At 62.7% G+C, this 26,973-nt stretch carries 21 protein-coding genes; 11 read left to right on the forward strand and 10 right to left on the reverse strand.

The features are described 5' to 3' along the window. Nucleotides 1-304: 304 nt before the first annotated feature. The 5 genes from BFQ04_RS14570 to pbpC all read right to left on the reverse strand — a co-directional run bounded on the left by BFQ04_RS14570 (nt 305) and on the right by pbpC (nt 5,075). Nucleotides 305-862 carry a DUF4136 domain-containing protein gene (locus BFQ04_RS14570; protein ID WP_065951430.1) on the reverse strand — a complete coding sequence of 186 codons (558 nt, stop codon included), beginning with the start codon at nt 860-862 and terminating at the stop codon, nt 305-307. Nucleotides 863-906: 44 nt separating this feature from the next. Continuing rightward, the gene (locus BFQ04_RS14575) at nt 907-1,509 is read right to left on the reverse strand and encodes a DUF4136 domain-containing protein (protein ID WP_065951431.1); all 603 of its coding nucleotides are present in this window, start codon (nt 1,507-1,509) and stop codon (nt 907-909) included. 24 nt (nt 1,510-1,533) lie between these two features. Continuing rightward, nucleotides 1,534-2,283, reverse strand: coding sequence for a methyltransferase (locus tag BFQ04_RS14580; RefSeq protein WP_065951432.1), 750 nt, complete (start codon nt 2,281-2,283; stop codon nt 1,534-1,536). After that, a complete protein-coding gene (locus BFQ04_RS14585; RefSeq protein ID WP_065951433.1) occupies nt 2,276-2,584 on the reverse strand; it encodes a MazG-like family protein in 309 nt (102 codons plus the stop codon). Before BFQ04_RS14585 ends, BFQ04_RS14580 begins: the two co-directional genes overlap by 8 nt. 160 nt (nt 2,585-2,744) lie before the next feature. Next, nucleotides 2,745-5,075, reverse strand: coding sequence for a peptidoglycan glycosyltransferase PbpC (pbpC, locus tag BFQ04_RS14590; protein ID WP_065951434.1), 2,331 nt, complete (start codon nt 5,073-5,075; stop codon nt 2,745-2,747). 90 nt (nt 5,076-5,165) lie between these two features. Between pbpC and BFQ04_RS14595 the strand changes: the two genes are divergently transcribed. Next, nucleotides 5,166-5,459 carry a hypothetical protein gene (locus BFQ04_RS14595; RefSeq protein WP_065951435.1) on the forward strand — a complete coding sequence of 98 codons (294 nt, stop codon included), beginning with the start codon at nt 5,166-5,168 and terminating at the stop codon, nt 5,457-5,459. Between the two features lie 76 nt (nt 5,460-5,535). Here the strand turns inward: BFQ04_RS14595 and BFQ04_RS14600 are convergent, their stop codons facing one another. Further along, nucleotides 5,536-10,434, reverse strand: coding sequence for an alpha-2-macroglobulin family protein (locus BFQ04_RS14600; RefSeq protein ID WP_065951436.1), 4,899 nt, complete (start codon nt 10,432-10,434; stop codon nt 5,536-5,538). Nucleotides 10,435-10,981: 547 nt separating this feature from the next. Between BFQ04_RS14600 and BFQ04_RS14605 the strand changes: the two genes are divergently transcribed. Then, on the forward strand, nt 10,982-12,325 hold the full coding sequence (locus BFQ04_RS14605) for an MATE family efflux transporter (RefSeq protein WP_065951437.1): 1,344 nt from the start codon (nt 10,982-10,984) through the stop codon (nt 12,323-12,325). 48 nt (nt 12,326-12,373) lie between these two features. Here BFQ04_RS14605 and speA read toward each other — a convergent pair whose 3' ends face one another. From speA to BFQ04_RS14625, 4 genes are all read right to left on the reverse strand, one after another. After that, nucleotides 12,374-14,287, reverse strand: a complete 1,914-nt coding sequence (gene speA, locus BFQ04_RS14610; RefSeq protein WP_065883466.1) for an arginine decarboxylase — start codon at nt 14,285-14,287, stop codon at nt 12,374-12,376. 143 nt (nt 14,288-14,430) lie between these two features. After that, a complete protein-coding gene (locus BFQ04_RS14615; RefSeq protein WP_057724111.1) occupies nt 14,431-14,802 on the reverse strand; it encodes a translation initiation factor Sui1 in 372 nt (123 codons plus the stop codon). An 88-nt stretch (nt 14,803-14,890) separates the two neighbouring features. Then, nucleotides 14,891-15,427 carry an NUDIX hydrolase gene (locus BFQ04_RS14620; protein ID WP_065951438.1) on the reverse strand — a complete coding sequence of 179 codons (537 nt, stop codon included), beginning with the start codon at nt 15,425-15,427 and terminating at the stop codon, nt 14,891-14,893. Nucleotides 15,428-15,429: 2 nt separating this feature from the next. Continuing rightward, nucleotides 15,430-16,497, reverse strand: coding sequence for a DUF2333 family protein (locus BFQ04_RS14625; RefSeq protein WP_065951439.1), 1,068 nt, complete (start codon nt 16,495-16,497; stop codon nt 15,430-15,432). Nucleotides 16,498-16,796: 299 nt separating this feature from the next. Here BFQ04_RS14625 and BFQ04_RS14630 point away from each other — a divergent pair, with 299 nt between their 5' ends. From BFQ04_RS14630 to fis, 9 genes are all read left to right on the forward strand, one after another. Then, nucleotides 16,797-18,467 (forward strand): response regulator, encoded by a 1,671-nt coding sequence (locus tag BFQ04_RS14630; RefSeq protein WP_065951440.1) that lies wholly within the window; start codon nt 16,797-16,799, stop codon nt 18,465-18,467. 53 nt (nt 18,468-18,520) lie between these two features. Next, on the forward strand, nt 18,521-20,482 hold the full coding sequence (locus tag BFQ04_RS14635; RefSeq protein WP_065951441.1) for a methyl-accepting chemotaxis protein: 1,962 nt from the start codon (nt 18,521-18,523) through the stop codon (nt 20,480-20,482). Nucleotides 20,483-20,714: 232 nt separating this feature from the next. Further along, nucleotides 20,715-21,170: a type II 3-dehydroquinate dehydratase gene (aroQ, locus tag BFQ04_RS14640; protein WP_065951442.1), complete on the forward strand. Its 456-nt coding sequence runs from the start codon at nt 20,715-20,717 to the stop codon at nt 21,168-21,170. A gap of 24 nt (nt 21,171-21,194) precedes the next feature. Continuing rightward, entirely contained in the window at nt 21,195-21,656 is a 462-nt protein-coding gene (gene accB, locus BFQ04_RS14645) for an acetyl-CoA carboxylase biotin carboxyl carrier protein (protein ID WP_065894602.1), read from the forward strand. A gap of 17 nt (nt 21,657-21,673) precedes the next feature. Then, a complete protein-coding gene (gene accC / locus BFQ04_RS14650; protein WP_065951443.1) occupies nt 21,674-23,035 on the forward strand; it encodes an acetyl-CoA carboxylase biotin carboxylase subunit in 1,362 nt (453 codons plus the stop codon). A gap of 294 nt (nt 23,036-23,329) precedes the next feature. Continuing rightward, a complete protein-coding gene (gene prmA / locus BFQ04_RS14655; protein ID WP_065951444.1) occupies nt 23,330-24,208 on the forward strand; it encodes a 50S ribosomal protein L11 methyltransferase in 879 nt (292 codons plus the stop codon). 30 nt (nt 24,209-24,238) lie between these two features. After that, on the forward strand, nt 24,239-25,444 hold the full coding sequence (locus BFQ04_RS14660) for a DUF3426 domain-containing protein (RefSeq protein WP_065951445.1): 1,206 nt from the start codon (nt 24,239-24,241) through the stop codon (nt 25,442-25,444). A gap of 185 nt (nt 25,445-25,629) precedes the next feature. After that, nucleotides 25,630-26,643, forward strand: a complete 1,014-nt coding sequence (gene dusB / locus BFQ04_RS14665) for a tRNA dihydrouridine synthase DusB (RefSeq protein ID WP_065951446.1) — start codon at nt 25,630-25,632, stop codon at nt 26,641-26,643. Next, entirely contained in the window at nt 26,640-26,960 is a 321-nt protein-coding gene (gene fis / locus BFQ04_RS14670) for a DNA-binding transcriptional regulator Fis (protein ID WP_003221275.1), read from the forward strand. The genes dusB and fis overlap by 4 nt, the downstream gene beginning before the upstream one ends. Nucleotides 26,961-26,973: the final 13 nt, after the last annotated feature.

Consider the following 26,973-nt stretch of genomic DNA (forward strand, 5'->3'; position numbering starts at 1 on the left):
CGCCCCGCGCCATGGATGGCGCGTGGCGGCGGCCCACGGATTCAAGCCTGCGTTCGGGCACACCGAGCCTGGGCGAGGTGCCGAGTGGTGGGGCGAGGACCTTTTGGTTACTTTTGGGTCCGTTCAAAAGTGACCCGCTGTAAGAGCGGAACCGCCAGCCGCCGTTACCGCAGGAATGGATATGTACTCGATCTGCCCCAGCATCCTGGTCGGCCCAGAGGTCGCCATCGGGAGCAAGCCCCCTCCCACATTATGACCGAGGAGGCCGGAAGGCCGTCACCGGAGCAGGTCCCTTTCCCCAACATCAGCGCGGCGGATAATTGGCGAGGATCTTCGCCACGGTGCTGCGGATGGCATTGCTGCGGTCCTGCGGGTTCGGCGAACTGGCCATGATCTGCTCATCACTGCCACGCCACACCAACTTGCCGTCCCTGCCATCGAGCAAATCAATCTGCAGCGTCGCCACCTTGTAAGAGATGCTGCGCGTTTCGTTGTACATCGGCGCGCCCCAGTAGCCATTCCACGGCCCGCCCCAGGCGCCGCCGTAATTGGTGGTGACCTGTTGCTGGCGGTCCTCGACGATCAGATAGGCCTGCACAGAAAGGTCGGCCTTACTGCCGGGCCCGGCGGGGCGCAGACCGCGCTGGTCAAGCTGCTCGCCCACAGCCTGACGAATGCGCTGCTCGGTGAGGTCGCTCTTGATACGCGGGTCATCCGGGCGGTATTGCAGCGCCGGCTCTTTCCAGGCCCAGTTACGGTAGGCGCCAAAGTCGCGGCTGGCGTCAAAGTCATGGTTGACCTGATTACTCTGGCAACCGCCCAGCAGCAGGACAACGGCAAGCGTAGCGATACGACGAAACATGAGGGTTCTCCGATGATCGGTCCGGCTTCAGTTGAGAATAGCGGTTAACGCGGAGGATACGCCGTCATTGCCTTCTGCACCGCCTGGCGCAACGCATCGGCGCGCTCGCTGAGGCTGCCCTGGCTGCCCGTTTCGGCACTGGCGCTCCACACCGGCTGGCCGCTGCGGGCGTCGAACAGATTGACTCGCACCACCACGACCTGCACTTCATAGGTACGCACCACCGGCACCGAGTTGTACATGCCGTAGCCATTGCCATAGCGGTTGTAGCCGCCATAACCGTAGCCATAATCGTCCTGGACCTGGCGCAGGCGCTTCTCCAGGCGCACGTCGGCGCTGACCAGCAGGTCCGGCGCACGCGTGTCATGCACGGGGCGCAGGCCACGCTGGTCCAGCGCCCCGCTCACGGCTTCGGCGACCTGGGCCGAATCCGCCCAGGCGGTCCCCGCCGGCAGCTGGCCATTGCGCCAGGCCCAATTGCGGTAGGCGCCATAGTCGCGCACCGGCGCCGGGTAAGCGCTGGCATCAAAGGTACTGGCCGCCTGGGCCGGGGCCGGCGGCATCGGCGCCGACGCGGCCACGTAAGGGTTAGGGCTGGAGCAAGCACTCAGCCCAAGAGACAACAGGATCAAACAGAGACGACGCATTTCGACCTCCGCAGACTGGGCCGCTTAGACCGGACGGCAAACCCAGTGCAAATAACGCCCAAGTCCGGCAAAGCTTGGGTGACGACGGTGAGCGAGCTCCATCTCCAACAGATCCTGCAGCTCGGCGCGCGCCTGGAATTCCACCGGCATATAGTCGTGGAACACGCGCACGCCACTTTGGCTTTCGACCTGCCACAGCCCTTCGAGTTGCGCCGCCAATTCCCGAGGGTCCAGCGGCTGTTGCGGCGTGAGGCTCTGTTTTTCGCCGGCCATATCGTTCTTGCGCATCTTGCGAAAGTGGCCCTTGAGCAGGTTGCGATAGATCAGCGCATCGCGGTTATAGAACGCCAGGGACAACCAACCGCCGGGCAGCGTCAATTGATGCAGTACCGGCAGGATCGCATGGGGTTCGGCCAGCCATTCCAGCACAGCGTGGCACAGCACCAGGTCGTAGGGCTCGGTGAGCTGGCCAAGCAAGTCTTGCCAGGGCGCATGGATGAACGTGGCGCTCTGCCCGGCGTCGGCGAACCGCTGGCGCGCGCCTTCGAGCATGGGCGCGGCGGGCTCGGCCAGGGTCACCTGATGGCCGCGTTCGGCCAGCCACAACGCCATATGCCCCAACCCCGCGCCGATATCCAGCACGCGCAACGGGCGATCCGGCAACGCCTCGGTGAGATCGGCCTGCAACACCGCCAGGCGAATCGCGCCCTTGGCGCCGCCGTAGATTTTCTCGGCGAAGCGCGTGGCCAACTGATCGAAATGCCGGTCACTCATGGGCAAACCGCCGTTCGCTGTCGGCCAGTTTGGCGCGCACCACCTCGTTCATGTCCAGGCCCAGCTCACTGCACAGCAATAGCAGGTACAGCACGATATCGCCGACTTCCTGGCCGGCATGCGCGAGTTTATCGGCCGGCAATTGGCGCGACTGGTCTTCGGTCAGCCATTGGAAAATCTCGACCAGTTCGGCCATTTCCACACTGGCGGCCATGGCCAGGTTTTTCGGGCTGTGGAACGGCTTCCAGTCGTTGGCATCGCGGATGCGGTGCAGGCGTTCGGTGAGGTGTTCGAGGTTCATTGGGGGCTCCTGAGTGTGTATAGCTTCAGGGGGATGGGGAGTGAAGGCAAGTGAATAGCGGTGTGGATCTTGAGGGCCTCATCGGGGGCAAGCCCCCTCCCACAATTTTGAGCTGTGAACACTGTTCAAATGTGGGAGGGGGCTTGCCCCCGATAAGGCCCTAATCAACGACGCTGAACTCAAGCCTGGCAGTCTGCCCGGCCTCATCCAACACACTGAGCTGATAGCGCCCCAAGCGCTCAAAGCTGGCATTGATGCTGTCCTGATTGGCGCTATCGCCCAACGGCGCACCATTGAGGAACCACCACCGCCGCCCGCTACCGCCCAGCGCGGAGATTTTCAGGCGCAGCGCTTGTTGGCTGGCAGCCGGCAAACGCAATTGGTCGCCCTCGCGCACCCCCACTATGGACAACGGCGAAGCGGCGGCCAGTGCCGGTGGCGGACAATCCGGGTCGGCGGCCGGGATGCGTGCTTCACGGCGCTCCACCCTGGGCAGCCAGGGCTCCAGCGGCGCCGGCCACAGGGCGATAGGCTTCGGTTCGGCGCCAGGGCAATGGGCGTCCACGCGCAAGCCCTTGGCGTTGATCCAGAGGTTTTCCATCAACCCCACGCTCAACGGCTGATCCAATGCCTGCAAAGTCGGCGGTGTGGTGTTGTCCAGTGTCCAGGCAAAACGCTGGCGACGACAATTGGGATCGCTGCGATTCATCGGCTGGCCCAGCGGCCAACAGATTGCCGCCACGCCCACATTGGCCGGCACGGCCTTGACGGGCGCGCTGATGCCGCGCTGGCTGTCGCGGTTGGTCAACACGTCATGCACCTGCAACATCAACGGCGCGGCCGACGCCAGGCCAAACTGCCCCGGCACCGGCGTGCCGTCCGGCCGGCCGATCCAGACGCCGATCAGATAACGCGGACCGACGCCAATCGCCCAGGCATCACGAAAGCCATAGCTGGTGCCGGTCTTCCAGGCCAGCGTCGGGCGTTGCACCAGCTCGGCCCGTGGGTCGCGATCGGGGCGCGCCTGGCCACTGAGGATGCGTCGCACGATCCAGGCTGCCCCTGGCGACAGTAATGGGCGCTCGCGCAGCGCGTCATCCGGCTGCAGGCGCAGGGTGGCACTCTTGCCGTCGCGGGCGAATGCACTGTAGCCGCTGACCAGCTCTTCCAGGCGGCTGCCCGCACCGCCCAGGATCAACGCCAGGTTCGGCTCGGCCAACGCCGGCAAGGCCAGCGGCATGCCGCCGATGCGCATCTGCGCGGCAAAGCGTTTCGGCCCGTAGGCTTCCAACAATTGCACCGCCGGCAGGTTCAGCGAGCTGGACAGCGCCGTACTCGCCGGCACCGCCCCGGTAAACCCCATGGAGAAATTGCCCGGCCGGTAATCGCCATAGCGTCGCGGCACGTCCTGCAGCAGGGACTCGGAATGAATCAGGCCGTCATCCAGGGCCATGCCATAGAGGAAGGGTTTCAAGGTGGACCCGGGCGAGCGCAGCGCGTTGATCATGTCCACATGGCCGAAGCGCTTGGCGTCATTGATATCCACAGAGCCTAGGTAGGCGCGTACGGCCATGGTTTCCTCCTCCACCACCAGGATCGCCGCCGAGGTGTGCTCAGGCAAACGCGCACGCCATCCCAGCAGCAGGTCTTCAAGGCGGCGTTGCAGGGTGGCGTCCACCGTGGTGCGGATCAATGGCGGGCTGTCCGGCCGGTTCAGGCGGCGCGCGAGCAAGGGGGCAAGGCTCGGTTCCAGGCGCGGCGCGAGCAGCAGCGGTTCTTCCAGGGCCTCATCGACCGCCGATTGCGGCCATACCTGGAACTCGGCAAGGCGCCGTAGCACTTTGTCCCGGGCCTGCTGGGCGCGTTGCGGGTGACGGTCCGGGCGCAAGCGACTCGGTGCCTGGGGCAGTACTGCGAGCAGCGCGGCTTCGGCGTGGGTCAGCTGCGCCGGGGATTTGCCCAGATAAGCCCAACTGGCCGCCGCCACGCCCTGCAACGTACCGCCGAATGGCGCACGGTTGAGGTACAGGTTGAGGATTTCGTCCTTGGACAGGTGCCACTCCAATTGCGCGGTACGCCAGAGTTGGCGCAACTTGCCATGCAGGGTGCGTGAATGCGGGTCGAGCAATCGCGCCACCTGCATCGACAAGGTGCTGCCGCCCGACACCACCCGTGCGCCGCTCAGGTTCTGCCACGTCGCCCGCACCAGCGCCAACGGATTTACCCCGGGGTGCCGATAGAACCAACGATCTTCGTAGGTCAGCAACGCGTCCAGGTAATACGGCGAGACCTCACTGGTGTGCACCGGATAGCGCCACACGCCGTTGGCATCGGCAAAGCGCCACAATGGCGTGCCATCCTCGGCCAGCACTACCCGGGCCAGGTCGTCCTGGGGCAGGGGCAACGGCCAGATACGGTCGGCCAGCCATAGCAGGGCGATGACCAACAACAGGCTCACCAGTGTCCAGCGGGCAACAAAACGCAAATTCAACCGGGCAAACCTCTATGCTTGTAGGGAACTCGCCCGTCGCAACAACGACCAAAGGCACAGTTACGCCCACCTTCTTATCAGGACACGCACATGCAGGTAGAAAGCTTTTTCGAGTGGTTGGGCCAGGCGCTCGGCTCCGTCATCCGCTTTATCGTCGACGGTCTGAGCGGCTTGTTCGGAGCCTTGACCCATGCTGGCGGCAACTTTATCGATGGCTTGTCGCGCACCCTGGGCATGGACACCTCGATCATCAGCATCATCACCCTGATCGTCGGGTTGCTCCTGCTGTACTCGGCGGTACGCGCCTTTATGCGGGCCTCGGTCATTATCGGGATCATCTGGCTGGTGCTGGGGCTGTGGTTGTTGAGCTGGGTCGTGCACTGATCCCACACACACCGCACAATCCCTGTGGGAGGGGGCAAGCCCCCTCCCACATTGATCCCCATTTCAACTTCAGCGATCAGCGGCCCTTGATCACCATATCCGCCGGAGTGTCACCCACCGCCTGCCAGTTCGGCCGATACATCGACTCCACCTGCGGCGGCGGCACGCGGTAGGTGCCCGGTGTCACGGCCCGTGCCAGGTACAGCAAGTGCGTCGTGCCGCCGTAACCGTCCAGGTTCATCGCCGCCACGTAGCGGTCATCACGAAACTCCTGATGCTTGAGCGACGCGTTCTGCATCGACTCGCGCCACTCCTTCACCTGGCTGCTGGCGTTCTCCAGGCTGGCCGCGCTTTGGGCCAGGTTCTGGTTTTCCAGTTCCAGGCCGGCGGGCAGCAGGTCGACCACCAGGGCATCCGGCACGCGTTGTTTGGCGCTGACCGCCAAATGCACCAGCACCAGATCCCCGCTGTTGAGGCTACGCAGGTTCAGCGGTTGGCCGTTCATGCCCAGGTACTCACGACGGATGCTCAGGTTCTCACCGCCCGCTGCCGGTGGCACTTGTGGATAACCGGAAATCGTCAGTTGCTGGTACACCGGCGTTTGCCCCTGATTGCTCAGGCTCAAGTCGCTGGTCAGCAGCTTGTCATCCAGTTGCAGCGTCGATTGCTGGTTGTTCAGTTCACGCACACCGCCACTGCCGGTCAGCGACACCTGCCAGTTCGCCTCTGGCTGGGCGAGCCCGAGCCGCCCGGCGAGGAACAGCGAATTACGCTCCTGGGTCGACAGATACGGGCTGGCCGCCAACTGGTCCGAGAGTGTGAACAGGCGTTCCTCGCGCTTGCCCTTGGCCAAGTCATTTTCTTCCAGCAACGCCAGGATCATCGCCTGATCGCGCAACGGGCTGCCGTAGTCGGCCAGCCATTCCTTGGCGCTGCGCTGCGCGGCCAGGCCGGCGAGCAACGCCTGGTCCGCACGCGGCTGGTCGCCCATTTTCTGCAGGGCGATGGCCAACTGCACCAAGGGCAAGCCGGAACGCGCATCGCTGCGTCGCTCGAAAATACTGCGCAAGGCCCCCAGCGGCGCCTGCTGACTGCGCGCCAGGACCATGCCGGCGTAGGCCTGCACGGCAAAACGGGTGTGTTCGGCGTTGTCGCTGTAGTCGACTTCGATCAGGTTGCGCTCCTGCACATAGCGCAGCAGACGCTCACTGGCTTTCTTCAGCGCCTCGGCCGGTACCGCAAAACCCTGGTCGCGGGCGCGCAGCAGGAAATCGGTGACATAGGCGGTCAGCCAATATTCTTCCTCGCCGTCGGCGCCCCACAAACCGAAGCTGCCGTTGTAGCGCTGCATGCCCAGCAGGCGTTCGATACCCAGCTCGATCTTGCGTTTACGCTCGGCATCCGGCTCGCCCTTGATGCTCAGGCGTTTAAGCAACGCGTCATCGGCATACAGCGATGGGTACAGGCCGCTGGCGGTTTGCTCAAGGCAGCCGTAGGGATAAGCCTTGAGCGCACTGATCTGCGCGCCGAGGTTCAACGGCGGTCGGCTGGACAGGCTCAACAACGCCTCGCTGCCAGCGCTGTCGAACTGCTCCAGCGTGCCCGCAGGCAAGCTCCACGGCTGGTCCTTGAGCACGGCGCGGTAATGCTTGAGCAACGCAGGGTAGGCAGGGCGCACACCCAGGGTCCATTCACGGCTGAACGGCGGCAGGTTTTCACCGGGTAGATCCAGGCCGTTGACCGTCACCTTGACCTTGCCGTTGCCCAGGCCGCCCCAGGCTTTTACCGGGATGCGCAGCGTGGTGCGCTGGCCTTGTTTCAACTCGACGCTGTGTGCGCCGCCGTTGACCAGCTCCAACTGCCCTTCGGCGCTCAGTTGCACCTCCAGCTTCTGCGCCTTGCCCGAGAGATTGGACAGGTCCAGCGCCAACGTCGTCTCGTCACCACCGGCCAGGAAGCGCGGTGCCGACAGCTCGGCAATCAGCGGCGCGGCGATCACTGTCTTGGCTTCGGCCATGCCGTAGCGGTCATCGCTCCAGGCCTGGGCCATCAGGCGCAGCTCGCCGTTGAAGTCCGGAATATTGACGCTGACTTCGCCCTCGCCCTGCTCGTTGAGCGTGACCGGCGCGCTTTGCAGGGCGACGATGGTCACGCTGGTGTCCGGGCGCTTGCCGCCCTTGGCCAGTGCCGCATCGCCCCCGAACGCCAGGCTGGCCAGACGGCCCTGTCCGGCTTCGATCAACTGGCCATAGATGTCGAACTGGTCCACGCCGTAGGCCTTGCGGCCGAACAGGCTGGAGTACGGATCGGGTGTCGGGTATTCGGTGATATTGAGAATGCCCACGTCCACCGCGGCCACCAGCACATGCACCTGTTTGGGCACGCTGCCGTCGGCGTTTTTGGCGGCGATTTTCACCGTCAACGGCTGTTTGGGGCGCATTTTTTCCGGCGCCGTCAGCGTCAGGCCGAGCTTGCGCTGGGTACGGTCCAGCGGCAGATGCAGCAGGCCCACCGCACGTTTGGGGGTGATATTGGCTTTGCGCTCGCCGGGACGGATCACCAGCGCACTCACGTACAGGTCATGCCGCGACCATTTCGGGTCAAGCTTCACGGCAAAGCTTTTGCCCTCGGCCGGCACGTCGATTTCCTGCCACCACAGCGGGCCCTCGGCGGACTCCACCAGCAGGTAGCCTTTACCGGCCGCCGGCGGCGTGACGGTGACGTTGGCGGTGTCGCCATCGGCATAGGCGGGTTTATCCAAGGCCAGCTTGACCTGATCGGGGCGCACGGCGCCGCCTTCGGTGTTGTCCTGGGCCTGGTAGCCGGCCCAGAAGCGCAGGCTGCTGATCAAACCGGTCTGCGGGTCTTCGACCTCGACGCGGTAAGGGCCCCACTCCACCTGGAAGCTGACCTTGGCGGTGTCGCCGGCCTTGATGTCGAGGGTTTGTTCGTCGAGGTTGAGGAATTTCTCGTTGTAGTGATAGCTCCAGCCATCATTGTCCGAGTAGTTCCAGTAATAGTCGCGGCGCTCACGCACCAGACGCACCTTGAGGTTCTGCGCGGCAAGTTTCTGACCGTCCTGGTTGGCCACCAGCACTTCGAATTCCGCCGGGCCGTCGCCGTTGGTTTCAGTGCCATCAAACAGCCCGCGCAGGCCCGGCAATTGCTCGGCCGGCCAGATCGGCTGTACCAGGCGCCGGGTGATCGGCCGCCCACCCGACTCTTGCAGGCTGGCTTGCACGATCAGTTGCAGCGGCGACTTGGCCTCGGCCCATTTGCTTTCCAGGGTCAGCGCTTCCTGGCCCTTGGCGTCCAGCGTGCTCTCGTCCAGTTCGAAATCCTGGCTCAGCTCTTCTTCGGTGACCGAGCCGAACTGGTAGCCCGGCAAGTTTTTTACCGCCTCGCGCAGCGGGCGCACATAGACCTGCCCGCTGACCCGATTGCCCGAGGCCGGCGCGCCGTACAGATAACGGCCATTGACCTGGATAACCGCGTCATCCGCCGGGCTCAGTGGCGTGTCACTGCCCTTGAGCTCCAGCGCCAGGCGCTCGGGCAGGAAGTCTTCGACGAGGAACTCATACAGCTGCGGCTTGCCGTCGCCCAGGTCGAATACCAGCTGCCAGCGCCCGGTCGGTGCTTCGCCGGCCAGTTGCAGCGGGTATTGATAGAGACCGGAGGCGTCGGCCTCCCACACGAATTTGCGGCTGACCTGTTCATCGGGGCGCCGTACTTCGACGCTGACCGGCTGCGGCTTGACGGCGTTGCCATCCTTGTCGCGCAACAGGGCATTGAGCAGCACGGTTTCACCGGGGCGATACAGGTCACGCGGGCCGAATACAAAGAATTGCAACGGATGGGACGGCTGGCCACCGATATCGAACTCGGCCAGATCCAGCGCGGCACTGTCCAGGCGCAACAAACTGGTTTGTTCACCCTGCTTGGCGAGCAACACCTGGGCTTTTTTCGGCAGCGGCAACTCGGCGTGGCCACCGTCTTCGGTCTTGCCCTGGCCGAGCACACGGCCTTCGGCATCGAGGATTTCCAGTTCGACGCCATTCAACGCCTTGCCGCCCTCCAGCGCCTGGGTAAACACATCCAGGCGATTGGCGTAGCGGTGCACCGACAGGCCGATATCACTCAAGGTAAACAGGGTGGCCGGTTGCGAATAGTTGTAGGTACCCGAAGCACGCATCACCGCCAAATATACGCCGGGCTGCTGCAGTTGCTTGAGGCCGGCGATCGGCAGCAACAGGGTTTCCCGGGTGTTGCGCGCCGGGTTCAGGTCGAAACGCCCGCCGTAGACCAGATCGGCCATGGGCAGCAATTCGCGGGATTCGTAACTCTGCAGACTGGTATTGCGCCCCCACTGCGCCAGGAATGCCGGCAGGGACTCGGCCTTGATGCGGAAGAACTCGACGTCGATCTTGTCGACGTTCAGCGCGATCACCGGCAGGCCCTCGGCCAGGCGCGTCGGCAACAGCGTGCCGCGGCTGGCAAAACCGACGGTGGCTTGCAGGTCGCGGGTTTCCAGGCGAGCGGTGTATTCGGCGGCGAGCGTGTTGGCGTTGACTGCCTTGACCCCGGCGTCCACCGTCAGCACCAACTTGCGCTGCGGCTCCAGGTGGCGCAGGCGCAACTCCATCAGGTTATCCGAGAGCTCCCAGGCGCCGTCGACCTTGCCCGACTTGCTGTCGACCAAATGGACTTTGTCGGCGAACTTCTGCTCCGGGTCCAGGGGAATGGAAAAACTCACCGACAAGGTGCTGGCCCCATCCAACTGCACCTCGGACACATCCACCACGCTTAACTCACGCCCGGCGTAACGCTGCTTCAACGCCGTCACATCCACCGCCGCCTTGGCCGGCTTGGGCGCCACGCTCGCCGCCGGGGCAGATGGCGCGGACGGTTTATCGGAAGAATCGCAGGCGCTCAGCAGGGCCAGCGCACAGGCCAGGAACAATCCTTTGTTAAGCATGGGGCACTCATAGTCAGAGGAAACCGAGGGTGAACTATATATCAGCGCCGACCAACCCGCTGTGGCGCCGATCACATTGACCGACGGAGGGTGGATTGGTTCTTGGAGGGACTCAAGCTCCAGCTAAATCCCACAGCCGCTGGAGACCAGAATGTGGGAGGGGGCTTGCCCCCGATAGCGGTACATCAGCAACAAATCAGTTGCCTGACGTATCTACCCAACTCTGTAGCACCACCGTAACCACGATGCGAAGCGAGCCGCTCTTGATCTTGATCTGCTTTTGATCTTGATCTCAGGCGCCCCGTTAAACCACGCTGGCCGAACGCAGGCTTGAATCCGTGGGTAACCCGGCAGGACGCCGGGTTAGCCGCACTGGGCCAGGGATGGCCCATTGCGGCGGCCCACGGATTCAAGCCCACATTTGGACCGGGATCGACACAACATCCTGGTCGGCCCAGAGGCCGCCATCAGGGGCAAGCCCCCTCCCACATTGGATCTGCGGTGTGGTTAATGGACGGTTACAATACCGCTCCACCAAGGAGCCTTCATGTCCACCCTGCTCGCCGACTGGCGCCACCGCCCCACCCATCGCCGTGTCTGGGCCCTGGCCGCGCCGATGATCCTGTCGAATATTTCCGTGCCGCTGGTGGCCCTGGTCGACAGCATGGTCATCGGTCATCTGCCCCACGCCCACCAACTGGGTGCCGTGGCCGTCGGCGCCAGCCTGTATACCTTCCTCGCCTGGGCCATGGGCTTCTTGCGCATGGGCTCCACCGGCTTTGCCGCCCAGGCTGCCGGGCGCAATGACGGCGCGGCTTTGCGCCAGGTGCTGTTGCAAGGGCTGCTGCTGGCGTTGGGGCTGGCGATGTTGCTGGGCACCGTGGGTATTCCGCTCAGCCATCTGGCGCTGGAGTGGATGCAGCCCTCGGCCGAACTGAACCAACTGACCCGGGAATTCTTCCATACGCGTCTGTTCGGACTGCCTGCCGCGCTTGCCAGCTACGCGCTGGTCGGCTGGTTCCTCGGCACCCAGAACGCCCGTGCGCCGTTGGCCATCCTGCTGACCACCAACCTGGTCAATATCGCGCTGAACCTGTGGTTCGTTCTGGGCCTGGATTGGGGCGTGGTCGGTTCGGCCCGCGCCTCGGTGATCGCGGAGTGGACCGGCGCCCTGCTCGGCCTGGCCCTTACGCAAAAAGCCCTGCGCGCCTATCCCGGGCATATCGCCTGGGCCGCACTGAAGCAATGGCAAAGCTGGCGCCCGCTGCTGGCGGTGAATCGCGATATCTTTATCCGCAGCCTGGCGTTGCAGTCGGTGTTTTTCATGATCACCGTACAAGGCGCGCGCCTGGGGGACGCCACAGTTGCAGCCAATGCCCTGTTACTCAATGGCCTGTTACTGACGGCACATGCCCTGGATGGCCTGGCCCACGCCGTCGAGGCCCTGTGCGGCCACGCCATTGGCGCACGTGACCGCCAGGCGTTAAGGCGATCATTGGTGGTTGCCTGTGGATGGTCGCTGATCGCCAGCGTCGGGTTCGCCCTGCTGTTCACCTTCGGCGGCCATCTGTTTATCGCCATGCAAACAGACATTCCCAGCGTGCGCGAAACCGCCGACATCTACCTGCCCTACCTCGCGGTATTGCCGTTGATCGCAGTGTGGAGTTATTTGCTCGATGGGCTGTTTATCGGCGCCACGCGGGCGCGGGAAATGCGCAATGGGATGTTGCTGACGGTGCTGCTGATGCTGCCAATTGCGTGGGCATTGCAGGGGTTGGGCAACCACGGGTTGTGGATCACCTTTCTGTTGTTCATGGCGGTGCGCAGTTTGACCCTGTGGGCAATTGCCTGGCGGCTGAATCGGCAAGGGCTGTGGCTGGGCGCCAACTGAACAAAGGCAATCCAAATGTGGGAGGGGGCAAGCCCCCTCCCACATGTTTTATGAGGACAGGTAGGAAGAACGGGTCAGGCCCAGGCGCAACGCGTCCAGGAACTGGGTGCGTTCCGACGCGGAGATCTTCGCGCTGGCACACTTGTCGCGGTAATGCGTCATCAATTCCTCCGGCGACAAGTGCACATAGCGCAGCATGTCTTCGATGGTGTCGTGAGTCTCGATCCCGGCGCTGTACACCGAACCGTCTTCACGCTGGTAGATGTTCACCGAATCGGTGTCGCCGAACAGGTTGTGCATATCGCCGAGGATTTCCTGATACGCGCCGACCAGGAAGATGCCCAGCAGGTAGTCTTCGCCCTCGTTCAAGGCATGGACCGGCAGGCTGGTCTCGATGCTCTGCTCGTCGACGTACTGCTTGATCTTGCCGTCGGAGTCACAGGTCAGGTCTTGCAGCACGGCGCGGCGCAGCGGCTCTTCGTCGAGGCGATGCAGCGGCAGAATAGGCAGTACCTGGCCGATGGCCCAGGTGTCCGGCAGGCTCTGGAACACCGAGAAGTTGCAGATGTACTTGTCGGCCAGCTTGTCGTTGAGTTCGTCCAGCACCTGGCGGTGCGAGCGCTGGCGGGCCTTGAGCGAGTTGTGCAGGCGACGGCACACCGCGAAGTAGCACTGCTCGGCCAGGGCTTTCTCGGCCAGGGTCAGCTTGCCGTCGGCATACTGGGTGGCCACGTCGCTCATGTAGTGAGTGGCGCGCCAGTAGGTTTCGGTGACCATCTCGATATCGGTCGGGCCGAGCAGGTCCACCAGCCACTGCACGGTTTCCGGCAGGCTTTCCTTGTTTTCGATGGTCGGGATTTCGTCGTTGTGTTTCTCGACGTCGGTCACCTGCACCACCAGCATGGCGTGGTGGGCCGTCAGGGAACGGCCACTCTCGGAGAAGATGTGCGGGTGCGGCAGGCTCTGCGCGTCGCAGAACTCCTTGAGCATGCCCACCACCACGCCGGCGTAGTCGTCCATGTCGTAGTTGATCGAGCTGGCGTTGCGCGAGTGGGTACCGTCGTAGTCCACGCCCAGGCCGCCGCCCACATCGATGTGGTCCACCGGCAGGCCGAGGTTGCGCAGTTCGCCGTAGTAACGAATGGCTTCCTTGAACCCGTGCTGGTAGTCGGCCAGGTTGGCGATCTGCGAGCCCATATGGAAGTGCAGCAGGCGGATGCCCTGGTCCAGGCCGGCCGCGCGAAAACGCTCGACCACCGACAGCAGCTGCGCCGCCGACAAACCGAACTTGGACTTCTCGCCACCGGTGTCCGCCCACTTGCTCGAGGCCAGGGACGACAGGCGCACACGCAAGCCCACCTGCGGCTTGACCTTGAGGCTGGCGGCCTCTTCGATCACCAGTTCAACTTCGGATTCTTTCTCGATCACGATGAACACGTTGTGGCCGAGCTTCTGGCCCATCAGCGCCAGGCGGATGAATTCACGGTCTTTGTAGCCGTTGCAGACAATGGTGCCGCCCTTCGGTGCCAGGGCCAGCACGGCCAGCAGCTCCGGCTTGGAGCCGGCTTCCAGGCCGATGGAGACGTTCTGGGTGGCGATGATGTTCTCGATCACCGCTTCCTGCTGGTTCACCTTGATCGGGTACAGCGCGGTGTACTGGCTCTGGTATTCCAGGCGCTCGATGTTCGAATCGAAGGCACCGGTGAGCTGGCGCACACGGTCTTGCAGGATATCGGGGAAGCGCACCAGCAGCGGCAACGACAGGCCGCTTTTGCGCAGCTCGTCGACTTGCTCGTACAGATCGACAGGCGTGCTGTTCGGACCGTTCGGACGGACTTCTACGCGACCGGCTTCATTGATCGCGAAATAACCGGCCCCCCAATGGCGAATCCCGTAAACACTGCGGCTGTCCGCAACTGTCCATTGGCTGCCATCGTCTTTGCGTGTGCGTCGTACGGACATCGAAGTCCCCTATAAATGAAGGCGAAGGCACCACCTCAAGCGGAGGCTGGCGCAGTCTAAAGAATGAAAATGACGATTTGCCTGTTAAGGGAGGTAGACCTCGCTCGCAGGACAGAGTTTAGACACAGGTTGGGAAGAGGCTTTCAGCCGCCGGACTTCTTGGCCTTGTAACCGAGCTTGATCAGCTCGGCCAACAGCAGTTCGACATGCTCGCCCTGGATCTCGATGACCCCGTCTTTCAACGCGCCACCGGTGCCGCAGCGCTTTTTCAGCGTGGTGGCAAGTTCCTTGAGCGCCTCTTCGGCCAGCGGCACGCCGGTGATGGTGGTCACCGTCTTGCCGCCACGGCCTTTGCTCTCGCGGCGTACGCGGGCAATGCCGTCGCCTTCGGGAATCAGGGTTTGTTTGCAGGTGCACGAATCCACGGGCTGACGGCAGTCCGGGCAGTGTCGACCTGCATCGGTGGAAAATACCAGGCCACCCAAGGCGGCGAAGGATGCGGCTTTCTTGGCCACCGGCAATCCTCTAGGGGATGAAAAGTGGCGCAGTGTAACGGCAAAAAGCCAAGTTGCTAAGGGCCAAATGGCGCCATTTCATGCAACTTTAGCGACGCAACGCCAGATAGCGCCGCAGGCCTTCTTGCGCGTCCGGGCAGTAAGGCTTGTGTTTGGCCTCGCTCAACACCGTTTCAATCGGCAGGAAGCGCGCTTCCATGACTTCTTCGGGCTGCAGGCACAGGGGCCCATCCCATACCGCCGAGTAGGAGGTGCACCAAAGCCTGCTGTCGCCGTCTTCGAAATAGAAATGGTCATGTTCGATCAATTCCACGCCGCTGACGCCAAGCTCTTCTGCAAGTTCACGGGCCGCCGAATCGGCATAGGTTTCCCCTGCCGCGACCATCCCGCCCGCTGCCGTGTCCCAGAAACCGGGATACAACGCTTTGCTCAGGGTGCGCCGATGCACACACAGCTCGCCCCTGGAGTTGAACAGGAAGATAAAGGTGCAACGGCCAATCAGCCCGCGCTGGCGCAGGTCGGACCTTACGAGGGTACCGAGCGGGTTGTCGTGTTCGTCAACCCACTGGATCAGTTCAGCATCGGAGGCTACCCGGTGGGCGGCCTCCTTTTGAGTAGCGTCCATCATCAACCCTGGTTGAGGAGCTGACGCAAATCGATCACTGCAGCGTTGGCCCGGGAAATGTAGTTGGCCATCACCAGCGAGTGGTTCGCCAGTACGCCGAAGCCACTGCCATTGAGAATCATGGGGCTCCACACCGGCTCCTGCGAGGCCTCCAGCTCACGAATGATCTGGCGCACGCTGACCGTGGCGTTTTTCTTGGCCAGCACGTCGGCAAAGTCGACCTCGATGGCGCGCAGCAGATGGGACAGCGCCCACGCCTGGCCACGGGCCTCATAGAACACGTTGTCGATCTGCATCCATGGGGTCTCGACCACTTCTTCATCGACCTGGGGCACTTCACCCGGCGCCAGCGCTTCGGTTTTCAGCGCGGTGTTCAGCTTGACCCGGCCCACGCTGGCCGACAGACGCTGCGACAGCGAACCCAGACGGGTGGCGACATCGCCCAGCCAGTTGTTCAGGTTGTCGGCGCGGGCATAGAACAGCGCCCCCTTCTGATTCGGGTCGGACAGGCGTGCTTCGTAGCGACTCAGGGAATTGATGCCTTCCTGGTATTCCGACTCGCTGGACGGCAGCACCCAGCTCTTGTTGTCAAAGTTGAAACGCGGCTCGGCCTTCGCCAGGTCAGCGTCTTCAGCCGACTGCGACTGGGAACGGGCGAAATCCTTGCGCAGGGCGCGGGTCAGGTCGCGTACCTGCACCAGCACGCCGTACTCCCAGCTCGGCATGTTGTCCATCCACAGGCCTGGCGGGAAGCGATCATTGGAAATGTAGCCACCGGGCTTGTCCAGCAAGGTACCCACTACGTTTTTCAGGGTTTCGACCGTGGTGTAGCCGATCACCATCTGCTTGCCTTCCTTCTCGGCGGCAAGCTGGGCGTTTTGCTGGACCGGAAACAACGCCGGCTCCTGGCTCCAATACCAACCCAGGCCACCGGTGACCAGAAGGTACAAGCAGATCACGCTGAGCAAGGCGCGGCTCATCAGCAGGTTGCGAACGTAGCTGCGGTTGGCCGACTTGGGCTCAGGGGCGGGGCCTTTGGCACTGCCTTCACGGTTTTTCCAGTCCAGCATGGCGATATCCTTTCAATCACTTGAGTTCATGCACATCAATTGTCCGGGTGCGGTCAAACACTCCGACCACAACCCTACCCCATCGTGCCCATCGGTGCGGCGCTTTTAAACCAAACTGGCGCATACCCGAGGGTGGACTATAAAGGATGCACGCCTTTTACACAGCGCGACCACAAGGTCAAAAAATGAATACCGCAGACGCGTACTTAATTGACGTATGACACTCATGCAATAGAAAAAGAGATGCTAGCATAGGGCCACTAGTCGACCTCAGCATGCACCTTCACAGTAGTCAGGATATGACCGAGTCAGAAGACCCCAGCCGCGAGCGTCTCAAGCAGCATTTTGCCCAGCGGGTAATTCATCAGGCACGTCAAATTCTTGAGATCTGGCAGCGCCTGCAGCGCAGCGAATGGTCGAACGCCGACTTCTCCGAGCTCAGCGAAGCCACTCTGCGCCTGCTGCGCTTTGCCGAGCGTTTCGAACAGCCCGAGCACCGCCAACTGGCCCAGCACATTGGCGAGTCCCTCAAGGCCGTGGACGAAAACCGTGGCCGCCTGAGCAGTCACCTGATCACCGAGCTCAACCGTTTGATGCAGCGCCTGTCGCGCACCGGGCTGCGTCAGGGCGATCAGCTTGAGCAAACCCAGCTGCCGCCGATGCGCAAGCCGATCTACGTGATGCTGGCCGACCACGACCGCGCCGAACGCCTGGCCAAGCAGCTGGAATTTTTTGGCATGAGCGCGCAGTCCCTGGACAGCGTCGCAGCGTTTCGCGCCTCCATGGCCGAGCGCCTGCCGTCGGCCATCGTGATGGACGTCGACTTCTGCGGCACCGGGCTGGGGCTAAAACTGGCCGCCGAAGCCCAGCAGGGCCTGGAGCAAAAGCTGCCGCTGCTGTTTTTCAGCCTGCATGAGACCGACACGCCGACGCGTCTGGCCGCCGTGCGCGCCGGTGGCGAAGAATTCCTCACTGGCACGCTGGAAGCCTCGAGCCTGCTGGAAAAGATCGAAGTGCTGACCTGCGTCGCTCAATATGAGCCGTATAAGGTGCTGATCATTGACGACTCCCGCGCCCAGGCGTTGCACACCGAGCGCCTGCTCAACAGCGCCGGCATCGTCACCCGCACCTTGATCGAGCCGATCCAGGCCATGGCCGAGCTGGCGGACTTCCAGCCCGACCTGATCATCCTCGACATGTACATGCCCGCCTGCACCGGCACCGAGCTGGCCAAGGTGATTCGCCACAACGACCGCTATGTCAGCGTGCCGATCATCTACCTGTCGGCCGAAGATGACCTGGACAAACAGCTTGATGCGATGAGCGAAGGCGGTGACGACTTCCTGACCAAGCCGATCAAGCCGCGCCATCTGATCACCACCGTGCGCAACCGCGCGGCGCGCGCGCGCAATTTGAAGGCGCGGATGGTGCGCGACAGCCTGACCGGGCTGTACAACCACACGCATATCCTGCAATTGCTCGAAGACTGCAGCTTCCGCGCCCGTCGCGAAAACAAGCCGCTGAGCTTCGCCATGCTGGATATCGATCACTTCAAGCGGGTCAATGACAGCCACGGTCACCCCATGGGCGATCGCGTCATCAAGAGCCTGGCCTTGTTCCTCAAGCAGCGCCTGCGCAAGACCGATTACATCGGCCGCTATGGCGGTGAGGAATTTGCCATCGTGATGCCCGACACCGACCTCGAATCGGCCTGCAAAGTACTGGACGACATTCGTGGGCGCTTTGCGGAAATCCACTACCCGGCCCAGCCACAGGACTTATGGTGCACCTTCAGTGCCGGGCTGGTGGAACTGTGCGACGGCTCCGACAGCCTGATGATGGCCGCCCAGGCCGACGAGGCGCTGTACCGTGCCAAGCATGCGGGACGCAACCGCGTGCAGGCGGCTCGCCCATCAAAGCAAAGTGCCATCTTTTCACCGGAATTCACTGATTCGGTCATAACGTTGTAATGGAAACGCAATAACTTCAGGCACCTATCTTTTGCTGTCGGTTGAAACCACGCATGCGCCTGAAGCTGCTGACCAATCTCAATACCCTTCTGCTGGTTGCCGTGTGCCTGGCACTTGGCGCGACGCTATGGTGGTCGCAACGGGCGCTGGAGCGCCCGTACCTGTTGATGGAGCGCTATCTGGGGCTGTCCCAGGTCTTTGAGAACCAGGCCGCACGCAATATCGACGACTACCTGGCCAGCGGCGATGCCCTGCGGTTGAGCAGCGCCGGCCAGAGCCTGGAAAGCCTGTTGCAGCAGCTCGACTCACTGCCGCCCGAGTTGGCGCAAAGCCTGCGCCCCAGCCTCGCGGACCTGGATGCCTTCAGCAAAACCGACCTGCTCGCCGCCGGTAAGCTGGCCGGGGACCCGCAAGCGCTGCTGCTGCAAGCCGAACGCGAACTGGGGGCGAACCTGGAGCAACTGAGCCAGTACGCCGGCACGGTCGATTCTGCGGAGGCAGCGCGCTACCTGCCGCCGCTGCTGGCCGCCTCGCAACACCTGGGCAAACTGTCACTGGCGCGCGACAAACTGGTCAGCAGCGGGCGCGCCGAGCTGGCCGATGACGTCGAGCGTGAAATCGCCAACATCCGCAGCCAGGCCGACCTGTTGGCCCAGCTGCCTTTACTGGGCGTAAAGGCCAGCGCCGAATCCAGCACCGACGATTTTTCCGCCTTGATGGGGCTGCAAAACACTGAAAAAACCGAAGCGCTGGACACCGGCGTTGACCTCAAGCGTGAACTCAACGGCCTGTTGACCCGCTACCCCGCCGAACTCAAGCGCACCCGCGAACAGATCCAACAACGCGCCGACCTTGCCACCGCCACACACACCAAGATCACCGGTGTGCGCCAGGCCATCGCCGGCCTGGAGCCGGTGGTGCGCGCGCAACACGCCAGGATCCAGGGCGAAGTGCGCCTGATACAAGGGCTGATGATTGGCCTGATCCTGCTGATCGCCCTGTTGATCGACACCTTGCAGCGTCGCCTGGCGCGGGTGCTGACCGCCCTTGCTCCGGCGCTGTCCACCTGGGCCGAAGGCAACTTCAGCCAGCCGATCGCCTTGGGCAGGACCAACCGCGAACTGCACGATATCCAAGCCTCGCTCAACCGCCTGCGCGCTTATCTGGTGGACCTCGTCGGCACGATTCGCGGCAACGCCGAAGAAGTCGCCGGCAGCAGCCGCGCCCTTGCCGAACTGAGCAACGGCCTGCACCACGGCGCCGAACGCCAGGCCGGGGATACGGCGCAGATCCGTGACTCCCTCGGCGAACTGGAAGCGACCATCCAGCAAGTGGCGGGCGATGCCAGCCAGGCCGCTGGCGCCAGTCGCAGTGCAGGCATCGCCGTGGAACAAGGCCAGCGGGTCATCGGCCTGAGCCTGACCGGGTTGCACGCCCTGGTGGGTGAAGTGCAGCAAAACGCGCAAATGATCGAGAAACTTGCCGAAGAGTCCGCCACCATCGGCGGCGTACTCACGGTGATCCGCTCGATCGCCGAGCAGACCAACCTGCTGGCGCTCAATGCAGCCATCGAAGCCGCCCGCGCCGGTGAGGCCGGCCGAGGGTTTGCCGTGGTCGCCGATGAAGTGCGCACCCTGGCCCAACGCACAGCCGGCGCCACTGCCGAAATCCAGGGTTTGATCAGCAGCCTGCAAACCGCCGCCCACCAATCGGTGCAAGGCATGCGTGCACAAGTCGAACACGCCGAAGCCACCGCCGAGCAAGCCCAGGCCGCCGATGGCGCGCTGGACGAAATCGTCGGGGCGATCCAGACCATTTCCCAAACGGCGGTGCGCATCGCTGATGTGACGGCGCAGCAAAGCGGGGCCGTCAGTGAAATTCGCGATAACAGCGAACGCATTCACCAGCTGGGTGAGGATAACCTGCTGCGTATCGGCCAAGGGCGCAGCCAGAGCGAACACCTGCTGGTGCTGGGTGGGCAGCTCAACACGGCGGTGCAAGCCTTCCGCGTCTGACCTCCCATCCGGTGAAGATCAAAAGGTGGGAGGGGGCTTGCCCCCCTCCCACATGGGATCTCCCGCGATTTCATGACTGTATTGCCCATGACCGGATCCCAAGTCACAGTCACAAATTTTGCGCTATCCTCGCTAATCGTGCTGGCTACTGCATAGAACTGGACAGTCACAAAGGCTTTGCGGCATAGTCGCCGGGTTCTGCAGCACCTCAATCAATAACAAGGAACAGCCGATGGCGACCTTACTGGTTCTTCACGGACCCAACCTGAACCTGCTCGGCACCCGTGAACCGGGCGTGTACGGGGCAGTGACGCTGGATCAGATCAACCTCGATCTGGAACAGAGGGCCCGTGTTGCCGGCCACCATTTGCTCTACCTGCAAAGCAATGCCGAGTATGAATTGATTGATCGCATCCATGCCGCGCGCGGCGAAGGCGTGGACTTTATTCTGATCAATCCCGCCGCTTTCACGCATACAAGCGTTGCATTACGTGACGCGCTGCTGGCGGTGAGCATCCCATTCATCGAAGTGCATTTATCGAACGTGCACAAACGCGAAGCTTTCCGCCATCACTCTTACTTCTCCGATGTAGCGGTAGGAGTGATCTGCGGCCTTGGCGCCAGCGGTTACCGACTGGCCCTGGAGGCCGCCCTGGAACACGTTGAAGAACAGGCTAAACGCCCCTGACCGACCCTTGGGAGTTGATGATTCATGGATATCCGTAAAGTTAAGAAACTGATCGAACTGCTGGAAGAATCCGGTATCGACGAGCTGGAAATCAAGGAAGGCGAAGAGTCCGTACGGATCAGCCGTCACAGCAAGACCCCGGCCCAACAGTTCTACGCACCCCAGATGCAAGCACCGGCGCCAGCCGCTGCCGCCCCTGCCGCCGCCGCTCCAGCCGCAGCGCCTGCGGCCCCGGCAGCCCCGGAGCTGAACGGTTTCGTGGTCAAGTCGCCAATGGTCGGTACCTTCTACCGCACCCCGGCACCGACCTCGCCGGCCTTTGTTGAAGTGGGCAAGACCGTGAAAGTGGGCGACACCATCTGCATCGTTGAAGCGATGAAGATGATGAACCACATCACCGCCGAAAAAGCCGGCGTCATTGAATCCATCCTGGTAGAAAACGGTCAGCCGGTTGAGTACGACCAGCCGCTGTTCACCATCGTTTGAACCGCGGAGCACCTTCGATGTTGAAACCTGCGAAGAAACTGCAAAAAGTCCTGATCGCCAACCGCGGCGAAATCGCGCTGCGGATCCTGCGCGCCTGTAAGGAAGAGGGCATCAAGACCGTCGCTGTTTACTCGACGGCCGATACCGAATTGATGCACGTGAAACTGGCGGACGAAAGCATCTGCATCGGCCCGCCACTGGCCACCAACTCTTACCTGAAAGTCTCGAACATCATCGCAGCCGCTGAAGTGACTGGCGCTGATGGCATCCACCCGGGCTACGGCTTCCTCGCGGAAAACGCCGACTTCGCCGAACAGGTGGAGAAATCCGGGTTTGCCTTCATCGGCCCGAAAGCCGAAACCATTCGCCTGATGGGCGACAAGGTCTCGGCCAAGGAAGCCATGATCGCAGCCGGCGTGCCTACCGTTCCCGGCTCCGACGGCCCACTGCCGGAAGACGAGGAGACCGCGCTGCGCATTGGTCGCGAAGTCGGCTACCCGGTGATCATCAAGGCCGCCGGTGGCGGTGGTGGTCGCGGCATGCGCGTGGTGCACAAGGAAGAAGACCTGATCGAGGCCGCCAAGCAGACCCGTTCCGAAGCGGGCGCCTGGTTCGGTAACCCGATGGTCTACCTGGAGAAGTACCTGACCAACCCACGTCACGTGGAAGTGCAGGTACTGTCCGACGGCCAGGGCCACGCGATCCACCTGGGTGACCGCGATTGCTCGCTGCAACGTCGCCACCAGAAGGTACTCGAAGAAGCGCCGGCACCGGGTCTGGACGAAAAGGCCCGCCAGGAAGTCCTGGCTCGCTGCGTCAAGGCGTGCATCGACATCAACTACCGTGGCGCCGGCACCTTCGAGTTCCTCTACGAGAACGGCCGCTTCTACTTCATCGAGATGAACACTCGCGTGCAGGTAGAACACCCGGTATCGGAAATGGTCACCGGTATCGACATCGTCAAGGAGATGCTCAGCATCGCCGCCGGCAACGTGCTGTCCTTCACCCAGGACGACGTGAAGATGCACGGCCACTCCCTGGAGTGCCGGATCAACGCCGAAGACCCGAAAACCTTTATCCCAAGCCCTGGCCTGGTCAAGCATTTCCACGCGCCCGGCGGCAACGGCGTACGTGTGGATTCGCACCTGTACAGCGGCTACAAGGTTCCGTCCAACTACGACTCGCTGATCGGCAAGCTGATCACCTGGGGCGCGACCCGCGACGAGGCCATGGCCCGCATGCGCAACGCCCTGGACGAAATCGTGGTCGACGGCATCAAGACCAACATCCCGCTGCATCGGGACCTGGTTCGCGATGAAGGCTTCTGCGAAGGTGGTGTGAACATTCACTACCTGGAACACAAGCTGGCCAACCAGTAAGTGCTCCACCCACCAAAGCCGCCTTCGGGCGGTTTTGTTGTTTCTGGGCCCGTATTTTTTTGAATGTACACAGTCCAACTGTGGGAGGGGGCTTGCCCCCGATCGCGGTATGTCAGTCTCAATATCCGTAACTGATCCACCGCCATCGGGGGCAAGCCCCCTCCCACCTGGTCCTGTGTACATTCTGAGCACTGCAACTCGTCAGTACTGTCGTCTTCTGCCGTTCGCTCGCGTAAACTTGCGCGCTTTCGCGGCCTACTCGCTGCACACTCATTTTTTTCAAAGGTGCCCGCCATGCCTTGGCTGCAAGTCCGTCTCGCCATCAGCCCGGAACAAGCCGAAACCTACGAAGACGCCTTCCTTGAAGTCGGCGCCGTGTCGGTGACCTTCATGGACGCTGAAGACCAGCCGATCTTCGAACCGGAACTCAACACCACCCCGCTGTGGTCCCACACCCATCTGCTGGCCCTGTTCGAAGACGGTACCGAGGCCGCCAGCGTCCTGGCCCACCTGGAACTGCTGACCGGCGGCCCGCTGCCCGAGCATCACAGCGAAGTGATCGAAGACCAGGATTGGGAGCGCAGCTGGATGGATAACTTCCAGCCCATGCGCTTCGGCCAGCGCCTGTGGATCGTGCCGAGCTGGCACGCCGCCCCCGAGCCCGATGCCGTCAATCTGCTGCTGGACCCGGGCCTGGCGTTCGGCACCGGCACTCACCCCACCACCGCGCTGTGCCTGGAATGGCTGGACGGCCAGGACCTGACCGACTGCAACGTGCTCGATTTCGGCTGCGGCTCGGGGATCCTCGCCATTGCCGCCCTGCTGCTGGGCGCCAGGGAAGCCGTGGGCACCGATATCGATGTGCAAGCGCTGGAAGCGTCTCGCGATAACGCCGGGCGCAACCACATTCCTGAAGCCAAGTTCCCACTCTATCTGCCTGAAGACCTGCCCCAGGTGCAGGCCGATGTGCTGGTTGCCAATATTCTCGCCGGGCCGCTGGTTTCACTGGCGCCGCAGTTGTCGGGCCTGGTCCGGCCGGGCGGGCGCCTGGCGCTGTCGGGCATCCTCGCCGAGCAGGGCGAAGAGGTCGCTGCCGCCTACGCCAGGGATTTCGAGCTGGACCCCATCGCCAACCGTGACGGTTGGGTACGCATCAGTGGGCGTCGGCGCTAGAATGAGCGCTTGTCTGAATCGGATGGCCGCATGACCGACAGTTTCGTCACCCAGTGCCCGCATTGCCAGTCGCGCTTTCGCGTCAACCACGCTCAGTTGAGCGTGGCCCGCGGCGTGGTGCGCTGCGGCTCGTGCCTGCAAGTGTTCAACGCCGCTCGCCAGTTGCTGGAGCAACGGGCGCAAACGCAACCTGACCACGCCCCTGCACTTGAGCCTGCCACCGAGGCACCCCGCGCCATCAGCCAAAAGCAGTGGAGCGCCGAAGAACTGGACCTGGACAACCTGGACCTGGACGAAGAACTGGCCAAACTCGAGCGCCGCGAGATTCAGCACACCCAGCCCGTCGGCGCCGAACGCCGCCAGCCGGGGGCCGACCGTCGACACAAGGACGACGCCCTCAGCGCCAGCCGCGATACGGTCAAGGCCGAGGAAGAAAAATGGGCCGCCAGTTTATTCAGTGAGCCGCTGCAAGCGCGCGACCCGTCCGCTGAAGCAGAACCGAGCGCCCGCACCGAACCGTCCATGTCCTTTCACCCGGACGATATCGACGACGAGCCGCCACTGCGCGAGGCCCCGCACGAGGACGATGATTCAGACCCACCGTTCACGCCCCTGACCCCATCGGCAGACGCAACCGATGACCGTGCGCAATCGCGGCGCAAGCGAGCCCGCGCCGAGTCCGGCGCCCACGACGACCTGTTCCAGGACCTGGAAGACGACCCGCTGCACCTGTATGCGCAGAAGCGCCCTTCCGGCTGGGGCCGCCGCCTGATCTGGATCGTGCTGGTGGTGCTCGCTGCCGCCGGCCTGGCAGGCCAGTACATCGCCTACCAATTCGACGAACTGGCCCGCCAGGACGCCTACCGCCCGTGGTTCCAGCAACTGTGCCCGACCCTGGGCTGCACCGTGCCATCGCGGGTCGACATCGCCCATATCAAGAGCAGCAACCTGGTGGTGCGCAGCCACCCGGAGTTCGCCGGGGCCCTGGTGGTGGATGCGATCATCTACAATCGCGCAACCTTCTCCCAGCCCTTCCCGCTGCTGGAACTGCGCTTTGCCGACCTGAACGGCGGCCTGATCGCCAGTCGACGCTTCAAGCCCGCCGAATACCTCAGCGGCGAATTGGCCGGCGTCAGCGAAATGCCGTCGCAGGTACCGATCCACATCTCCCTGGACATCCTCGACCCAGGCAACAAAGCCGTGAATTACAGCCTGAGCTTCCATTCGCCCGAATGAAGCCACGCCGCAGCCGTGGTTTGAAGGCGGATTATTGACTGCACCGACGTCAACCAAACCGATGGCGATAAAAAAATAACTGTTCAGATTTTATCCAATTCAGCCTTTATCCAGTCATCGAGAGCGGGTATCATGCCAACCCTTTTTCGAACTCTAATGATCCGGCCCCACAACAGGGAAGTCCTATGTCGGCGGTACGCATCGGCCCATATACATTGCACAACGGCTTGATCCTCGCCCCGATGGCGGGGGTCACTGACCAGCCCTTTCGTCAGCTCTGCAAACGTTTGGGCGCGGGTCTAGTAGTCTCTGAAATGGTCACCAGCGACATGAGTTTGTGGAACACCCGCAAGTCGCGGTTGCGCATGATCCACGAAGGTGATCCCGAGCCACGCTCGGTGCAGATCGCCGGGGGTGATGCGCAGATGCTGGCGGATGCGGCCAGGGCCAATGTGGAGCTGGGCGCGCAGATCATTGATATCAACATGGGCTGCCCGGCCAAGAAAGTTTGCAACAAGGCCGCGGGTTCCGCCTTGTTGAAAGATGAGCAGTTGGTTGCCGAGATCCTGCAGGCCGTTGTCGCCGCAGTCGATGTGCCGGTGACCCTGAAGATTCGTACCGGTTGGGACCGGGACAACAAGAATGGCCTGACGGTGGCGAAGATCGCCGAACAGGCGGGTATTGCAGCGCTGGCGGTGCATGGCCGCACCCGCGCCGACCTTTATACCGGGGAAGCCGAGTACGACACTGTTGCCGCGATCAAGCAGGCGGTGTCGATGCCGGTGTTTGCCAATGGCGATATCGATTCAGCCGAGAAAGCCCGGCGCGTGCTGCACGCAACCGGTGCCGATGGCTTGTTGATCGGCCGGGCCGCCCAGGGGCGGCCATGGATTTTCCGTGAAATCGAGCATTTCCTGCGTACCGGCGACGTGTTGCCGGCACCGGGACTGACCGAGGTGGAACATATTCTGCTGGAGCATCTGGCCGCCCTGCACGCCTTCTATGGGGATGTGATGGGCGTACGTATTGCTCGCAAGCATGTCGGCTGGTACCTCGCCACCTTGCCGGGCGCCAAGGAATTGCGCGCTCAGTTCAATCGTTTGGATGAAACGCAGGCACAGGTCGCCACCGTTCGTGAATTCTTCGCCGAACGTGACAAGAGCCTGGAAACAGGGGATGGAGAGGGGGTGGCCGCATGACCATGATGACCGAGACTTTAGTGAGTGGAACAGCACCCGTGAGCGACAACGTCAATTTGAAACAGCACCTCAACACGCCGAGCGAAGAAGGCCAGACCCTTCGCGGGAGTGTCGAGAAGGCGCTGCACAATTATTTCGCCCACCTCGAGGGTGCTTCCGTCACGGACGTGTACAACCTGGTGCTCTCCGAAGTCGAGGCGCCCTTGCTCGAAAGCGTGATGAACTACGTCAAGGGCAACCAGACCAAAGCCAGTGAGCTGCTGGGCCTCAATCGTGGCACCTTGCGCAAAAAGCTCAAGCAGTACGATTTGCTGTAAGCATTCAATCAAA

Origin of the sequence: Pseudomonas sp. 37 R 15, assembly GCF_900004865.1 — a bacterium.
Taxonomy (GTDB): Bacteria; Pseudomonadota; Gammaproteobacteria; order Pseudomonadales; family Pseudomonadaceae; genus Aquipseudomonas; species Aquipseudomonas fluorescens_AM.

What these genes read in the sequence shown, in the direction of transcription:
- BFQ04_RS14570 (WP_065951430.1), bottom strand. Translation starts at nt 862, where the DNA reads ATGTTTCGTCGTATCGCTACGCTTGCCGTTGTCCTGCTGCTGGGCGGT.
- BFQ04_RS14575 (WP_065951431.1), bottom strand. Translation starts at nt 1,509, where the DNA reads ATGCGTCGTCTCTGTTTGATCCTGTTGTCTCTTGGGCTGAGTGCTTGC.
- BFQ04_RS14580 (WP_065951432.1), bottom strand. Translation starts at nt 2,283, where the DNA reads ATGAGTGACCGGCATTTCGATCAGTTGGCCACGCGCTTCGCCGAGAAA.
- BFQ04_RS14585 (WP_065951433.1), bottom strand. Translation starts at nt 2,584, where the DNA reads ATGAACCTCGAACACCTCACCGAACGCCTGCACCGCATCCGCGATGCC.
- BFQ04_RS14595 (WP_065951435.1), top strand. Translation starts at nt 5,166, where the DNA reads ATGCAGGTAGAAAGCTTTTTCGAGTGGTTGGGCCAGGCGCTCGGCTCC.
- BFQ04_RS14600 (WP_065951436.1), bottom strand. Translation starts at nt 10,434, where the DNA reads ATGCTTAACAAAGGATTGTTCCTGGCCTGTGCGCTGGCCCTGCTGAGC.
- BFQ04_RS14605 (WP_065951437.1), top strand. Translation starts at nt 10,982, where the DNA reads ATGTCCACCCTGCTCGCCGACTGGCGCCACCGCCCCACCCATCGCCGT.
- speA (WP_065883466.1), bottom strand. Translation starts at nt 14,287, where the DNA reads ATGTCCGTACGACGCACACGCAAAGACGATGGCAGCCAATGGACAGTT.
- BFQ04_RS14620 (WP_065951438.1), bottom strand. Translation starts at nt 15,427, where the DNA reads ATGGACGCTACTCAAAAGGAGGCCGCCCACCGGGTAGCCTCCGATGCT.
- BFQ04_RS14625 (WP_065951439.1), bottom strand. Translation starts at nt 16,497, where the DNA reads ATGCTGGACTGGAAAAACCGTGAAGGCAGTGCCAAAGGCCCCGCCCCT.
- BFQ04_RS14630 (WP_065951440.1), top strand. Translation starts at nt 16,797, where the DNA reads ATGACCGAGTCAGAAGACCCCAGCCGCGAGCGTCTCAAGCAGCATTTT.
- BFQ04_RS14635 (WP_065951441.1), top strand. Translation starts at nt 18,521, where the DNA reads ATGCGCCTGAAGCTGCTGACCAATCTCAATACCCTTCTGCTGGTTGCC.
- aroQ (WP_065951442.1), top strand. Translation starts at nt 20,715, where the DNA reads ATGGCGACCTTACTGGTTCTTCACGGACCCAACCTGAACCTGCTCGGC.
- accB (WP_065894602.1), top strand. Translation starts at nt 21,195, where the DNA reads ATGGATATCCGTAAAGTTAAGAAACTGATCGAACTGCTGGAAGAATCC.
- accC (WP_065951443.1), top strand. Translation starts at nt 21,674, where the DNA reads ATGTTGAAACCTGCGAAGAAACTGCAAAAAGTCCTGATCGCCAACCGC.
- prmA (WP_065951444.1), top strand. Translation starts at nt 23,330, where the DNA reads ATGCCTTGGCTGCAAGTCCGTCTCGCCATCAGCCCGGAACAAGCCGAA.
- BFQ04_RS14660 (WP_065951445.1), top strand. Translation starts at nt 24,239, where the DNA reads ATGACCGACAGTTTCGTCACCCAGTGCCCGCATTGCCAGTCGCGCTTT.
- dusB (WP_065951446.1), top strand. Translation starts at nt 25,630, where the DNA reads ATGTCGGCGGTACGCATCGGCCCATATACATTGCACAACGGCTTGATC.
- fis (WP_003221275.1), top strand. Translation starts at nt 26,640, where the DNA reads ATGACCATGATGACCGAGACTTTAGTGAGTGGAACAGCACCCGTGAGC.